The organism is Nocardia barduliensis (genome assembly GCF_013315795.1).
Taxonomy (GTDB): domain Bacteria; phylum Actinomycetota; class Actinomycetes; order Mycobacteriales; family Mycobacteriaceae; genus Nocardia; species Nocardia barduliensis.
Genome location: NZ_JABLTE010000087.1, coordinates 20,465 through 33,887, shown reverse-complemented (window position 1 = coordinate 33,887; position 13,423 = coordinate 20,465). Strand labels below are relative to the sequence as shown.

The 13,423-nt window shown below is 68.8% G+C and carries 10 protein-coding genes; 4 read left to right on the top strand and 6 right to left on the bottom strand.

Translation table 11 applies throughout. From position 1 onward, the window contains the following. On the bottom strand, window positions 1-875 hold an 875-nt coding region (locus HOV91_RS29110; protein WP_174188514.1), incomplete at its 3' end, for a TIGR04222 domain-containing membrane protein. A 98-nt stretch (window positions 876-973) separates the two neighbouring features. Continuing rightward, complete coding sequence (locus tag HOV91_RS29105; protein WP_174188513.1) at window positions 974-2,209, bottom strand: PucR family transcriptional regulator; 1,236 nt, start codon at window positions 2,207-2,209, stop codon at window positions 974-976. A 170-nt stretch (window positions 2,210-2,379) separates the two neighbouring features. Between HOV91_RS29105 and HOV91_RS29100 the strand changes: the two genes are divergently transcribed. From HOV91_RS29100 to HOV91_RS29085, 4 genes are all read left to right on the top strand, one after another. Further along, the gene (locus tag HOV91_RS29100) at window positions 2,380-3,846 is read left to right on the top strand and encodes a class I adenylate-forming enzyme family protein (protein WP_174188512.1); all 1,467 of its coding nucleotides are present in this window, start codon (window positions 2,380-2,382) and stop codon (window positions 3,844-3,846) included. Window positions 3,847-3,963: 117 nt separating this feature from the next. Continuing rightward, window positions 3,964-5,784 carry a DUF3556 domain-containing protein gene (locus HOV91_RS29095; protein WP_174188511.1) on the top strand — a complete coding sequence of 607 codons (1,821 nt, stop codon included), beginning with the start codon at window positions 3,964-3,966 and terminating at the stop codon, window positions 5,782-5,784. 26 nt (window positions 5,785-5,810) lie between these two features. Beyond that, the gene (locus tag HOV91_RS29090) at window positions 5,811-7,271 is read left to right on the top strand and encodes a phytoene desaturase family protein (protein ID WP_174188510.1); all 1,461 of its coding nucleotides are present in this window, start codon (window positions 5,811-5,813) and stop codon (window positions 7,269-7,271) included. Window positions 7,272-7,332: 61 nt separating this feature from the next. Continuing rightward, on the top strand, window positions 7,333-7,587 hold the full coding sequence (locus HOV91_RS29085) for a hypothetical protein (RefSeq protein WP_174188509.1): 255 nt from the start codon (window positions 7,333-7,335) through the stop codon (window positions 7,585-7,587). 99 nt (window positions 7,588-7,686) lie between these two features. Here HOV91_RS29085 and fadD11 read toward each other — a convergent pair whose 3' ends face one another. From fadD11 to HOV91_RS29065, 4 genes are read right to left on the bottom strand one after another with little or no spacing between them, the layout of a single operon-like run. Continuing rightward, entirely contained in the window at window positions 7,687-9,525 is a 1,839-nt protein-coding gene (gene fadD11 / locus HOV91_RS29080) for a fatty acid--CoA ligase FadD11 (protein ID WP_174188508.1), read from the bottom strand. An 18-nt stretch (window positions 9,526-9,543) separates the two neighbouring features. After that, on the bottom strand, window positions 9,544-10,431 hold the full coding sequence (locus HOV91_RS29075; protein WP_174188507.1) for a short-chain dehydrogenase/reductase: 888 nt from the start codon (window positions 10,429-10,431) through the stop codon (window positions 9,544-9,546). After that, window positions 10,428-11,894 carry a flavin-containing monooxygenase gene (locus tag HOV91_RS29070; protein ID WP_174188506.1) on the bottom strand — a complete coding sequence of 489 codons (1,467 nt, stop codon included), beginning with the start codon at window positions 11,892-11,894 and terminating at the stop codon, window positions 10,428-10,430. Before HOV91_RS29070 ends, HOV91_RS29075 begins: the two co-directional genes overlap by 4 nt. Beyond that, entirely contained in the window at window positions 11,891-13,393 is a 1,503-nt protein-coding gene (locus HOV91_RS29065; RefSeq protein WP_174188505.1) for an aldehyde dehydrogenase family protein, read from the bottom strand. Before HOV91_RS29065 ends, HOV91_RS29070 begins: the two co-directional genes overlap by 4 nt. Window positions 13,394-13,423: the final 30 nt, after the last annotated feature.

Here is a 13,423-nt window from a genome sequence, read left to right as displayed (position 1 = left end):
CCTCCGCCTCCGCTGTCGCCGCCTCCGCTGTCACCACCGCCCCCCGACGAACTCGGTGGCGCGACCGCCTGGGCGAGTCCGGGATCCAGCGCGATGAGCGCGCCGATGCCGAAGACGGCCGCCGCGAGCGCCGCGCTCTCCGCGCCATAGGTCGCATAGGAGGGCGAATTGCCCGGCCGCAGATGGCCGTTGCGTTCCTTCGCGGCGTCGCGGGCGCGGACGCCGAGCGCGGTCAGCCGGGGCTTGCGCACCACCAGCCAATAACAGATCGCCTGCGCGATCACCAGCGCGACCAACAAGCCAACCGGGTTGCCGTGCGTGGCGCCCGCGATGACGCGCACCACGCCGAGCGCGCCCGTGACCAGGATCGGCATTCCCGCATCGCGCAGACCGTGGCGCTGCTCGGGCCCCGCGAGATACCCGAGGTCGATCATCTTGGTGCGCAGGGCTTCGACGGCGCCGGCCGATCCGTCGACGATCGCGTCGACGGTCTTGCGCAGGCCCACTTGGAGGCGGTCGTACACCAACACCGTGAAGGGGTCCAGCCGCGCACGCTCCTGCGCGGTGAGCGCGCGAATCGGCGCGGCCGCCGAATCGATCGCCTCGATACCGCGCAGCTGTGCCATCGCGGCCAGCGCGGCGTTCTGGTCGCCGAACAGCATCGCCACTTCGGGCACCGTCAGCTCCGCGCCCGGAGCGGCGACCGCCTCGGAGTCCGGGTCCGCGCGGGTCACTCGCGACCGCAGCCAGAATCCGGCGATCACCGCTACGAGCACCAGGGGCACGTAGAAGGTCAAGAATTCCGCCCCGGAAATACCCCAGGTATCGCCTGCCGCGACAAGCCCATCCGAGCCCACCCCGTCGATCATGCTCATCTTCCACCTCGGAATAGGTCCAACCTGCAATAAGTATCAGGCCGTATCGGTCGGCGCGCTATGCCGAATCGCCGCTGCGCGAACTCGTCGCCGCGTGTTCACGCCGTCGCTCGACCATGGCCGAGACCCAGCTGCTCGGAAATCATCAGAGCGACCTCGATCTCCAGCCGGTTGACCGTGAGCGGGTGCCCCAGCACTTCTTCGGCTCTGCGTACCCGATAGTGGACGGTGTTCTTGTGCACGTGCATGCGCGCCGCGGCATCGGTGAGACTGCCGCGGGCGTCCAGATAGGTCTGCACCGTCTCGCGCAGCCGCGCGGTCGTCTCGTCGTCGCGCATGAGGTCGCCCAGTACCCGGTGCACCCACGCCCTCGTATCGGGCAGCTGGTCGACCAGCAAGCTCGCCAGCGCGACGCGGGAGTGCAGCGTCAGCGGACGGGTGGGACCGGCGACCAAGGCGAGGTTGCGAGCGCGCTGGGCATCGCGGAAAGTCTGCCGGAACCCGGTCAGGCCGGCTCCGGGATCGCCGATCGCGACCCGGATTCCGGGCCGGCGAAGCAGGTCCCGCTCGAGCTGGTCGGCATCGAGCGACGGTTTGCCGACCGAGGAGATCCAGGCCCAGCAATTCTGCTCGTCGACCAATACCATCAGCGGGGTCTTCCCGGTGGCGGCGGTGAGCATCGCGGCTGCGGCACGCAGCAGGTCGGTCGTCGCCGGCACGGGCTTGCTCACCCAGACGAGGGCGGCCATGTGCCACCCCCGCAAGGACGCGGCGAGCATCTGCTCGGCGGCGGCGAGGTCGAGGTCCTCGGTGTCGAGCACCGCCCGGATCTGTGCCGCGCGGGTGTTGTCCGAGCGCGCGTCCCAGCGACGGCGTTCGCTTTCGTAGATGTCGATGACACCTTCGATGACCTGGTCGATATAGCTGTTGACCAGCAACGCGATCCGGCTGGTCGTCTCCAGCGCCAGGTCGGAGGCGGCCTCGTGCTGCCGCAGGAGGGCGATGGTCTGCTGCATGAACATGTGCTCGCCGAGGCGGTACGCGCGCAGCAGGGCTTCCAGGGACATGCCGTGCTGGGCGAACCGCCGGGCGTATTCGGCGGCGGCCGGGGGCACGGTGATGTCGGCGCGGGAGATGCTCAGCGTGAGCATGTCCAGGATGGCGGTGAGGTTGGACGCGGTGCTGGCGATCATCAGACGCCGCACTTCGTCGTCGTGGCGGAACTCCGGGATCACCTCGGTGAACATGGCGGTCATCGCCACGGTCAGCCGGTCGAGATCGGCTTTGACGCGGCCCGCGACATCGCGGATGGTCCTGTCCACGTCAGTGCTCATGTCCGGACCGTACCGGAACCGGTGCGGCGGCTCGGACGCATTCCGCATCCCTTTGTGCCACCGGTACAAAGCCGGGCGAAAACTCTGGGATGAGGGCCCGTAGCCCGTGCTCGATATCGGAATTACCTTGACTGTGTAATCCGCATCACACCGTATCAGGCGAGGCTATCGTGCAGCAGATTGTCGATTTACCGGAATTTCGCGCCGCCCGGAATCCGTCCGGCCCATGCATCGCAGACGACCGCGCGCGGCTCGACAATTCGGCATTCGCGGAACGTGTTCGCTCGGCGGCGGCCGTGCTGTACGCGCACGGAGTCCGACAAGGCGACGTCGTCGCTCTCGTCCTGCCGAACCGGCTGGAATTCGTCGTCATCCTGTTCGCCGCGTGGCGGCTCGGCGCGGCCGTCACCCCGGTGAAGCCGGACTCCACCTTCGACGAACTGCGCTACCAGGTCGAGAACTGCGCCGCCAGGGTGGTGGTGACCGAAGGCGGGCGCGGAGCGGGGACGCTCGACATGGCCGAGGTAGCCCGGTCCGACGGCGCGTACGCCGTGCCGGACGCGGTGGCCTTCGATCCGGCCGCACCGGCGTTGATCATCTACACCAGCGGCACCACCGGGCAGCCCAAAGGGGTCGTCCTCGACCACGCCAATGTGGCCGCGATGTGCGAAATGCTCATCCAGGCCGTGGCATTGGACGACACCGACCACAGTCTGCTGGTCCTGCCGCTGTTCCACGTCAACGGGATCGTGGTGAGCGTGCTGTCGCCGCTGCTGGCCGGTGGCCGGGCGACGATCGCGGGCCGGTTCTCGGCGTCGGCGTTCTTCGACGTGGTGGAACGGGTACGGCCGACCTACTTCTCGGCCGTCCCGGCCATCTACGCCATGCTGGTCGCGCAGCCGGCGAGCCTGTTGCCGGACACCTCGTCGCTGCGCCGGGTGATCTGCGGGGCCGCGCCGATGCCCGCGGAATTGATCGCGCGGTTCGAAACTCGTTTCGGCGTACCGATCGTCGAGGGCTACGGACTGTCCGAAGGCACCTGCGCGTCGACGCTGAACCCGCCGGCCGGACCGCGCAAGCCGGGGACGGTCGGCCTGCCGCTGCCCGGGCAGACGGTGGCGATCATGGACGCCGACGGCGAACCGGTGGCCGACGGCACGAGCGGGGAAGTGGTGATCCGGGGCGCCAACGTGATGCGCGGCTACCTCGGCAACCCCGAGGCGACCGCGCGGACGGTGATCGACGGCTGGCTGCACACCGGGGACGTCGGCTACTTCGACCCGGACGGATACCTCGTCCTGGTCGACCGGATCAAGGACATGATCATCCGGGGCGGCGAGAACATCTACCCGAAGGAGATCGAGAACGTCCTGCACACCCACCCCGCGGTTTTGGAGGCGGCGGTGGTCGGGGCTCCCGATCCGGTCCTCGGCGAGGTCCCGGTCGCCCATGTGGTGACGATGCCCGACGCCCGCGTCGGCGCCGAGGAGCTCGCGCGGCACTGCCGCAACTGCCTGGCCCGTACGAAGGTACCGGTCTCGATCGAACTGGTCGAAGCGCTACCGCGGAATCCGGTGGGAAAGATCGACAAAAGAAAACTCCGCGCACTCGTGGCCGAGTTGGTCACCAGCGCGTAGCGACGTCAGCTCCTTCGGAGCGGAATTCCCTACTTCGAACTCGACTCCGTTCGGGTTCTCGCCTGCGCTCGACGCACTGGATAAGACTCGACGCACTGGATAAGAAAGGCCCGGACAATGGGGTTCAAAACGGCGGATTTCCCGCCCGTGGATGTGGAGACATTCCTAGACCAGCCGTTGCGAGAGCGGATGAGAACGCTGGCGCTGCACTGGGTGGAATACGGTTTCGGATCACCGAAGATGATCCACACGATCTATCTGCTCAAGGTCGTGTTCGTCTCGGTGCTGGCCGGCGTCGCGCTGGCGACCTGGAGTTCGGGCGTGGGCCCGTTCTGGGACGTCGCGGCGTGGTGGGACCAGCCGGTGGTCTATCAGAAACTGGTGCTGTGGACGGTCCTGATCGAGGCGATCGGCATCGCCGGGTCGTGGGGTCCGCTCGCGGGCAAGTTCAAGCCGATGACCGGTGGAATCCTGTTCTACGCCCGCCCGGGCACGATCCGCCTGCGGCCCTGGCGGCGGGTCCCGTTCACCGGCGGAGACGAGCGCACTGTCTTCGACGTGCTGTTGTACCTGGCGTTCCTGGCGACGCTGCTGGCGGCGATCGTGCTGCCCGGTGTGCCGAGCGCCGCGCTCAGCGCGGCGCTGCCGGACAACACCTCCGGCTTGGTGAACCCGGCGCTGCTCGTCGCTCCGATCGCGCTGTATGTCCTGTGCGGCCTGCGGGATAAGACGATCTTCCTCACCGCGCGCGGCGAGCAGTACCTGCCCGCGCTCGTCTTCTTCGCGGTGCTGCCGTTCGTCGACATGATCATCGCGGCCAAGCTGCTGATCTGCGCGGTGTGGATCGGTGCGGGAGTGTCGAAGTTCGGACGGCACTTCAGCAACGTCGTGCCGCCGATGGTGTCCAACAGTCCGGGCGTGCCGGCCAAGTGGATCAAGCGCCTGCACTACCGGGACTTCCCCCGGGACATCCGCCCGTCGAAGGTCGCGTCGTTCCTGGCCCATGTCGGCGGCACCACCGTCGAGATCATCACCCCGCTGGTGCTGCTGTTCTCCACCAACCACTGGCTGACCCTGGCCGGTGTGGTGCTGATGGTGGTGTTCCACGCCTTCATCACCTCCACCTTCCCGCTGGCTGTGCCGTTGGAATGGAACGTCCTGTTCGCCTACCTGACCGTCTTCCTGTTCCTGGGCTACCCCAACGGCAGCGGCTACGGCCTCGGCGACATCTCCTCGCCATGGCTCGCCGTGGTGATCGTCGCGGCTCTGCTGTCGTTCCCGGTGCTCGGCAACTTGCGGCCGGACCTGGTGTCGTTCCTGCCGTCGATGCGGCAGTACGCGGGCAACTGGGCCTCGGCGCTGTGGGCCTTCTCGCCCGGTGCGGAGGAGAAGCTGAACACGATGCGGCATCGTCCCACCGTGAACCAGGTCGACCAGCTGCGAGCCATGGGCTATCCACCCGCAGTCGCGGAGATCACCATGCAGCAGACGATCGCGTGGCGCTCGATGCACAGCCAAGGACGCGGACTGTTCTCCCTGCTGTACCGGCATCTTCCCGAGATCGACCGCTGGACCGTCCGGGAAGCGGAGTTCGGCTGCAACTCGCTGATCGGGTTCAATTTCGGCGACGGCCATCTGCACAGCCTCGATCTGATCAACGCGGTGCAGTCCCGGGTCGGATTCGCGCCGGGCGAGTGGATCGTGGTCTGGGTGGAGTCACAGCCCATCCATCGTGGCATTCAGCGTTATCAGGTCATCGACGCGGCGCTCGGTGTGGTCGAACGCGGCAGCTGGCGGGTGCGTGACGCGGTCGAGGCGCAACCCTGGCTGCCCGACGGCCCGATCCCGCACGAGGTGACGTGGCGGCTGGCGGGGTACACCGTGCCGATTCCGCCCGACGAATCGCCGCGGGAACTCACGCCGCAGACTGTCAGTTGAGACCACCGCTGGGACGGGAGAGCGACATGAGCACCGCGGTAGTGGTCGGCAGCGGCCCCAACGGTTTGGCCGCGGCCATCACCTTGGCGCGTGCCGGGCTCGGGGTCACCGTGCTGGAGGCCGCCGACGAGATCGGCGGCGGCACCCGCACCAGCGAGGCGATCGTGCCGGGCCTGCTGCACGACCACTGCTCGGCCATCCACCCGATGGCTGTCGGCTCTCCCTTCCTGCGCGGCCTAGACCTGGAGCGCTTCGGATTGTCCTGGGCGTGGCCGGAGATCGATTGCGCCCATCCGCTCGACGACGGCACCACTGGTGTGCTGCTTCGCTCGGTCGCCGATACCGCGGCCGGTCTCGGGGGCGACGGTCGTGCCTGGCGGCTACTGTTCGAACGCACGACCGCCGGCTACGACCGGATGAGCGCCGACATCATGCGGCCGCTGCTGCGCCTGCCGCGCCACCCCGTCCGCTTGGCCCGCTTCGGTATCCCCGCCTTGGCCCCGGCCACCCTGGTGGCCGGACTGTTCCGCACCGAGCAGGCCCGTGGATTGTTCGGCGGCGTCGCCGCGCACGCCTTTCATCCGCTGCACCGGCCGCTCAGCGCGAGTATCGGCTTGGGCATCCTTACCGCGGGCCACACCTACGGGTGGGCGGTCGCTGCCGGGGGATCCCAGCGGATCACCGAGGCCATGGCGGCCTATCTCGGCGACCTCGGCGGAAAGATCGAGACAGGTGCACACGTGCGGTCGATGGCCGATCTGCCCCCGGCCGACTTGACGATGTGGGACCTGGCGCCCACCGCGGTCGCCGAGATACTCGGCGACCGGCTACCGTCGCGCGTCGCCAGGGCCTATCGGAGTTTTCGGTACGGGCCGGGCGCGTTCAAAGTGGACTTCGCGGTTCACGGCGGTGTGCCCTGGACCGCCGAGCCCGCGCGCCGAGCCGGGACGGTGCACCTCGGCGGCACGTTCGCCGAGATCGCCGCCACCGAGCGCGACATCGACCGCGGGCGGATGCCCGAGCGTCCTTTCGTGCTGGTAGGGCAGCAGTACCTAGCCGATCCGCGACGTTCGGCCGGAGACATCCATCCGATCTGGGCCTACGCCCACGTCCCACACGATTACCGTGGCGACGCGACCGCGGCGATCACGGCGCAGATAGAACGCTTCGCGCCAGGGTTCCGCGACCGCGTCGTCGGGACCAGTGTGCGCAGTGCGACGGAATTCGCCGAGTACAACCCCAACTATGTCGGCGGCAACATCATGACCGGCGCGAAAGACATCCCACAGCTGGTGTTCGGGCCGCGGAATACGCTACAGCCCTACGATGTCGGCGTGCCCGGTCACTACATATGTTCCGCCGCCACCCCGCCCGGGCCGGGAGCACACGGGATGTGCGGCGCGAACGCCGCGCGACGAGCACTCCGGCGATCGGGTCTCGGAGAGTCGTCGCCACTCGTTCGTCGCGGTTCATCCGGTTCGCGGTAGCGTCGACGCGCCGCGATCCGCGCCCGGTTTCCTTCGGATCGGTCAGGGAAACCGTGACGACATGGGAGCCGATGACAAGAGTCAGGTCACCGAAGACGTCCTGCGCAGACTGCTGCGGACCACCGAGCCGGACGCACGCTTGGTCCTGGAAGAGGGGCAGGTCCGGATCGAACACAGTTCCGCGCTCGAACCGCGCGGGATGCTCATCGTGTCGCGAACCGAGCTGACCGACCGGCTCGGGGCCGATCCGGATGCCGCCGCGCTGGCCGAAGCCGCCGCGGAGCTGGACAGCGAAGTCCGCCTCCGGGGCGCCTGAACCGGGGACTGCCGGGCCGGAAAGCGCGAGGTCGCGGACGCCGCTCACATGCGGCGCCCGCGCCCCCGACGGCGAGGAAGATGACGCGCCTGTGACCCGTCAGCCGGTCGTCACCGCCGACCCCGCCGGGGCAGGGGCGGGCCGGGGTTCGTGAACGTCCGGGCCGAGTTCGGGCTCGTAGAGTTCGGCGATCTCGGTGGCGTACTTCTCGGCGATCACCCGGCGCTTGAGTTTCATGGTGAGGGTGACTTCGTCGCCGCCTGCCTCCCAGAAAACGGGCAGCAGGCGAAATCGCTTGACCTGCTCCACACGGGACAATTTCGCGTTGCCCGCGGCGATACCGGCGGCGATCTGCTCGATGACAGCGGTGTCGGCCGCCAAGGCCGGCGCCGAAGCATCGGGCAGTTGGTGCCGTGCGGCGTAGGGCCCGGCGGTCTCGGCGTCGAGGACCACCAGCGCGGTGTTGTACGGGCGGCCGTCGCCGATGACGGCCATGGCGCCGATCAGCGGGGTCGCCGCCTTGATCGTGTTCTCGATGTTGGTGGGCGACATGTTCTTGCCCGCGGAGTTGATGATCAACTCCTTCTTGCGGTCCACCACCCGCAGGTATCCGTCGCCGTCGATGGTGACGACGTCACCGGTGTGCAGCCAGCCGTCGGCGTCGACCGCCTCGGCCGTCTTCGCCGGTTCACCTCGATAGCCCTTCATCACCAGCGGGCCGCGGACGTGGAGTTCGCCGTCGTCGGCGATCCTGGCCCGCATACCGGGCAGGAGTTTGCCGACGGTGCCCAGTCTGGCGTCGTCGGGGTGGCTGACGCTGCAGATGCAGGTGAGCTCGGACATGCCCCAGATCTCGGCGATCGGGATGCCGAGCCCGGCGAAGAAACCGAGCGTTTCGGCCGGGATCGGCGCGGCGCCGGACATCGCCCAGCGCACCCGGTCGAGACCGAGTTTCGCCCGCAGCCCGGACAGCACGAGTTCGTCGGCGCGCGCCCATTCGGCGGCGACGGCGTCCGGCACGGGCTCTCCGTTCAATTGATGGGCACTGCGCTGGGCGGCGACCGTCAGCGCCCACCGCAGCGCCGCTCGCCGATCGGCGGCGGGCTCGTTGGCGACCGCGAATTCGACGGCGGCCTTCAGCTTCTCCCACACGCGCGGCACGGCTCCCCAGATCGTGGGGCGCAGGTCGGCCAGGGCGACGCCGATCTGCGTGGGGTCCGCGACGCAGGTGACCTGGGTGCCGAAGACCTCCTGGAAGTACAGCGCGGTGAGCCGGTCGGCGATGTGCGCGGTGGGCATGTAGGAGGTGATGGTGTCCCCGAAGCGAATGCCCAGGACTTGCTCGACGGCGTAGCACTCGAACATCAGGTTCGCGTGCGTGGTCTCCACTCCCTTGGGGTTGCCCGTGGTGCCCGAGGTGTAGATGAGCGTGGCGACGTCGTGCGGCTCGACCGCCTGCCACACGGCGTCGAAGTCGAAGTTCTCGTCGCCCGCGGCGACCACGTCGGCGACCGACAGAGTCCCCGGCGGCGCATCGTCGACGCACACGATGTGGTCGAGTTCGACGCCGCTGGCCCGCAATGGTTCGACGTAGCGTGGCTCGCACATCACCACTCGCACACCGGCATTGCCCAGGACATAGGCGATCTGCTCCGGCGATGCGGTGTTGTAGACCGAGAAGCTGGTGGCGCCGAGGTGCTGCGCCCCTACCTCGAGCGGATAGAAATCGATGCGGTTGGACATCATCAAGGCCACCGCGTCACCGCGGCGCACGCCCAGCCCGGCGAGTCCGGCGGCGATCCGGCGGACCTGTGCCGCGTACTCGCGCCAACTGAGCGTGGCGGCGTCCCCGGGCGTCCGGAGTGCGACCGCGTCGGGATCGACGCTCGCGTTGTGCTGGAAGGCGGCGGGGAGCGTGTCGAAGCGTTGAGTGCTCACGAGATGTTTTCCTTCGGATCAGATGACGTGTGTCGCGTCCGTGCGGGCTTCGACCCTGCGCAGCAGGTCGTGCACCCGGGAGTCGCGTGCGAGCGCGCTGTCGAGAACTACGTTGATCGCCCCGCGCAGCAGGGCGTAGGGCTCCCAACCGGCCGGTGCGATGGTGCGCGCCGCGCGCCGCTCGATGCCGTCGGCGATGGTGCGGGCCGCCTGCGCCGCCGAGATCCGCACGTTCAACGGCCACGGCAGCAGACCGTCCAGCTCGCGGCCGAGATCGTCGTCATCGAGCGTCTCGTGCGTCATCCGCGTGTCGACGATGCCGAAATAGGCGATACCCGCCGTGGCCCCGAAGGGTGCCAGCTCCACGCGCAGCGCCCGGCCGAGCTGTTCGACCGCGGCTTTGCTGATCATGTACGGCGCGCCCGCCATGCCGGGTGCGAACGCCGCGCACGACGACACCACGACCACGTGACCTTCGGCGGCGACAACGCGGTCCAGCGCCGGGCGGACGGTGTTGAACACACCGGTGAGGTTGATGTTCATGACACGGTCGAAGTCCCGCCCCTCGAGGGTGCGCACCGTGGCCGGGCGCGGCACCACGCCCGCGTTGGCCACCACCACGTCCAACCGGCCGAAACGGTCGACGGCGCGGTCGACGGCCGCCCGCATCGCGGCGCGGTCGGTGACGTCGGCGACGATGGCCGAGGCGCGGTCGCCGAGCGTGGCGGCCGCCGTGGCGACAGCGTCCTCGTCGACGTCGACCAGGACGACCGAGGCGCGCCTCTCGTGCAGCACAGTCGCCAGTTCGCGACCGATGCCGTGGCCCGCGCCGGTGATGAGCGCGACCCGTCCCGCGACGGGATACCCCCCGCGCCCCCGGCCGATCGGGAGAAGGTCGGCGATCATTTGCTCACCTCGTAGGCACTCGTGTCGAATCGGCTGGTGCGGTGCCGGTATTCGAAGCTCCAATTGGGGTAGAGACCGGCGTTGAGACCGTCCGGCGTCTGGTAGTAGCTCTGGCAGCCGCCCGTCAGCCACACCGTCGAGGAGCTGCGGCGGGCCATCTCCGCGACGAAAGCCTCTTGTGCCGCCGGGCGCACCTCCACGCGCCGCGCTCCGGACGCGTGCGCGCTGCGCAGGGCGTCCACGATGTAGGCGATCTGGGATTCGATCATGTAGATCGCGGACTGGTTCCCCGCGGCGCCGAAGGGGCCGAGCGTGCAGAAGAAGTTGGGGAAACCGGCCAGTGCCACACCGAGATAGCTCTGCGGCCGCTCGCGGTAGACCTGAGCCAGCGTTCGCCCGTCGCGTCCGGCATAGCGTTCGTAGGCCGTGGGGATCGAGGTGAATCCGGTGCCGAAGATGATGGTGTCGACCGGGTGCTCGCTGCCGTCGCGCAGCAGGATGGAGTGCGGCCGGATCTCGGCGATGGGGTCGGTGACGACCTCGACGTTGGGCTGGTCCAGCGCCGGTAGATAGGTGTCGGAGAAGATGGCGCGTTTGCAGCCGATCACGTAGTCGGGCGTGAGCTTCTCGCGCAGCCGCGGGTCGCGCACCTGACGCAGCAACTGCCACCGGCCGAGGGCTTCGTAGGGGTGCCGGAAGCGTTGATCCACCAGGGAGATGAGCCCGAACGTCTCGATCGCCGCGTAGAGTCCACCGCGAATCGCGCGTTGCGCCAGCGGGATACGTCGCAGCAGACGTCGTTCCAGGTCGAGCGTGCGGCGATCCAGCCGGGGGACTATCCACGGCGCCGAGCGCTGGAACAGCAGCAACTCAGCCACCTTCGGCTGGATCTCCGGCACGAACTGCACCGCGGAGGCGCCGGTGCCGATCACCGCGACCCGCTCGCCGGTGAGATCGTGGTCGTGATCCCAGTGCAGCGAGTGGAAGGACGTGCCCGCGAAGGAATCGATCCCCGGAAGTCGCGGGTACTTCGCCTCGGCGAAAAGACCTGTCGCCGAAAGCAGGAAGTTCGCGGTGAGCGTTCCCCGGGAGGTCTCGATCCGCCACAGCGAGCGCTGCTCGTCCCACCGGGCATCGAGCAGTTCGGTACCGAATCGGATGTGCCGGACGACGTCGTGCTCGGTGGCCACCGCGCGGATGTAGTCGAGGATCTCGGGCTGCCGCCCGTAGGTGCGCGACCAGTCCGGATTGGGCGCGAAGGAGTAGCTGTACAGGTGGGACGGCACGTCGCAGGCGCAACCGGGATAGGTGTTCGCGCGCCAGGTGCCGCCGAGGTCGTCGGCCCGTTCGAGGATCACCAGGTCCTCGAACCCGGCCTCGCGAAGTTTGATCGCCAGGCCGATGCCGCCCAGCCCCGCGCCGACGATCGCTACGGGTGTGTGTTCTGTCCGATCGGTTGTCACCGGCGCTTCCTTCCGTGCAGAACCGCGACGAGCAGGTCGACGATCGTGTCGACGCGATCGTCGCGCCGGAACGAAGTCAAGGGCAGGGGAGCCGGAAAGCGCTGTCGCGTCGTCGCTTTGGCGTAGGTGAACTCTTTGAGGCCGTCCGGGCCGTGGACCCGGCCGAACCCGGAGGCGCCCACGCCGCCGAGCGGCAGTCCGGGAACGGTGGCGTGCGCGACGAACGCGTTGATCGAGGCGCCGCCGGCGCGGACGCGGTCGGCGATGTCGCGCCCGTGGCGGCGGGCGAAGACAGTGGCGCCCAGCCCGTATGCGCCCCGGTTGACCAGCTCGACGGCCTCGTCCATGTCCTCGACCTTGGTGACGGTCAACGTGGGACCGAAGGTCTCCTCGGTCACCGCGGCCGCGTCCTCCGGGACGTCAACGAGGATGGTCGGTTGGACGAACTGCCGATCGATGGCGTCGGGGCCGCCGAGCACGGCCCGCGCCCCACGCGCGAGGGCGTCCTCGATATGGCGGCGGACGATCGCCAGCTGTTTCGGCATGGTGATCGGCCCGATCTTCGAATCCCGCTCGCCTGCGCGGATTTCCGACGCCCGCCGCACCAGCTCGGCGAGGAACCGCTCGTAGACGTCGGCGTGGACGTAGACCCGCTCCACGGCGAGGCAGGTCTGTCCCGCGTTGGACAACCCGCCCCAGACCGCCGCGTCGGCAGCGGCGGCTAGGTCGGCGTCGGCGTCCACGATCAGTGCGTCCTTGCCGCCGCACTCCATCAGCACCGGGGTGAGATTCGCCGCGCACGCGGCCATGACGAGCTTGCCGGTGGCGGTCGAACCCGTGAACCCGATCTTCCCGACATCGCTGCGGCACAACGCGTTACCGGTCTCGCCGAGACCGGTGATCACCTGCAGGACCGGTTCGGCGGGCGCGGTGCGCGCGAACGCCTCCGCGAGCCACAGTCCGACGCCCGGGGTGTACTCGCTGGGTTTGAACACCACCGTGTTCCCTGCGGCCAGTGCGAACGAAATGGAGCCGAGCGGGGTGAAGACGGGGTAGTTCCACGGTCCGATGACGCCGACCACGCCGAGGGGACGGTATTCGACCGTGGCCGCATGGTTGAGCGTGAGCAGACTCGACGGCACGGCCCGGCGTCCCAGGACCTTCTCGGCGTTGCGGGCCGCCCACCGCAAATGCTCGAGGGCCATGGCGATCTCCAGCTTGGCGTCGGAGACCGGTTTGCCCATCTCCCGGTGGATGAGCTGGGCCAACTCGTCTCGGCCCGCGGCTATTTCGGCCCGCCAGGCATCCAGGTGCCGGGCGCGCCCGGCGAAGCCGAGTTCGCGCCACCATGCCGCGGCCGTGTGCGCGGTGGACACGACGGCATCGACGGCATGGCGGTCGTGGACCGGGTAGGTGCCGACCACCGCGCCGGTGGCCGGATCGTGCACGTCGAAGGTCGAGACCACCGACGGTGCGGAGTTGTTGGTGGAGACGCTCATCGGGTGGTCTCCCTGGATCGGCGGCGGATA

Excerpts from the sequence above, each read along its gene's own strand:
- HOV91_RS29105 (WP_174188513.1), bottom strand. The coding sequence starts at position 2,209 with ATGAGCACTGACGTGGACAGGACCATCCGCGATGTCGCGGGCCGCGTC.
- HOV91_RS29095 (WP_174188511.1), top strand. The coding sequence starts at position 3,964 with ATGGGGTTCAAAACGGCGGATTTCCCGCCCGTGGATGTGGAGACATTC.
- HOV91_RS29090 (WP_174188510.1), top strand. The coding sequence starts at position 5,811 with ATGAGCACCGCGGTAGTGGTCGGCAGCGGCCCCAACGGTTTGGCCGCG.
- HOV91_RS29085 (WP_174188509.1), top strand. The coding sequence starts at position 7,333 with ATGGGAGCCGATGACAAGAGTCAGGTCACCGAAGACGTCCTGCGCAGA.
- HOV91_RS29075 (WP_174188507.1), bottom strand. The coding sequence starts at position 10,431 with ATGATCGCCGACCTTCTCCCGATCGGCCGGGGGCGCGGGGGGTATCCC.
- HOV91_RS29065 (WP_174188505.1), bottom strand. The coding sequence starts at position 13,393 with ATGAGCGTCTCCACCAACAACTCCGCACCGTCGGTGGTCTCGACCTTC.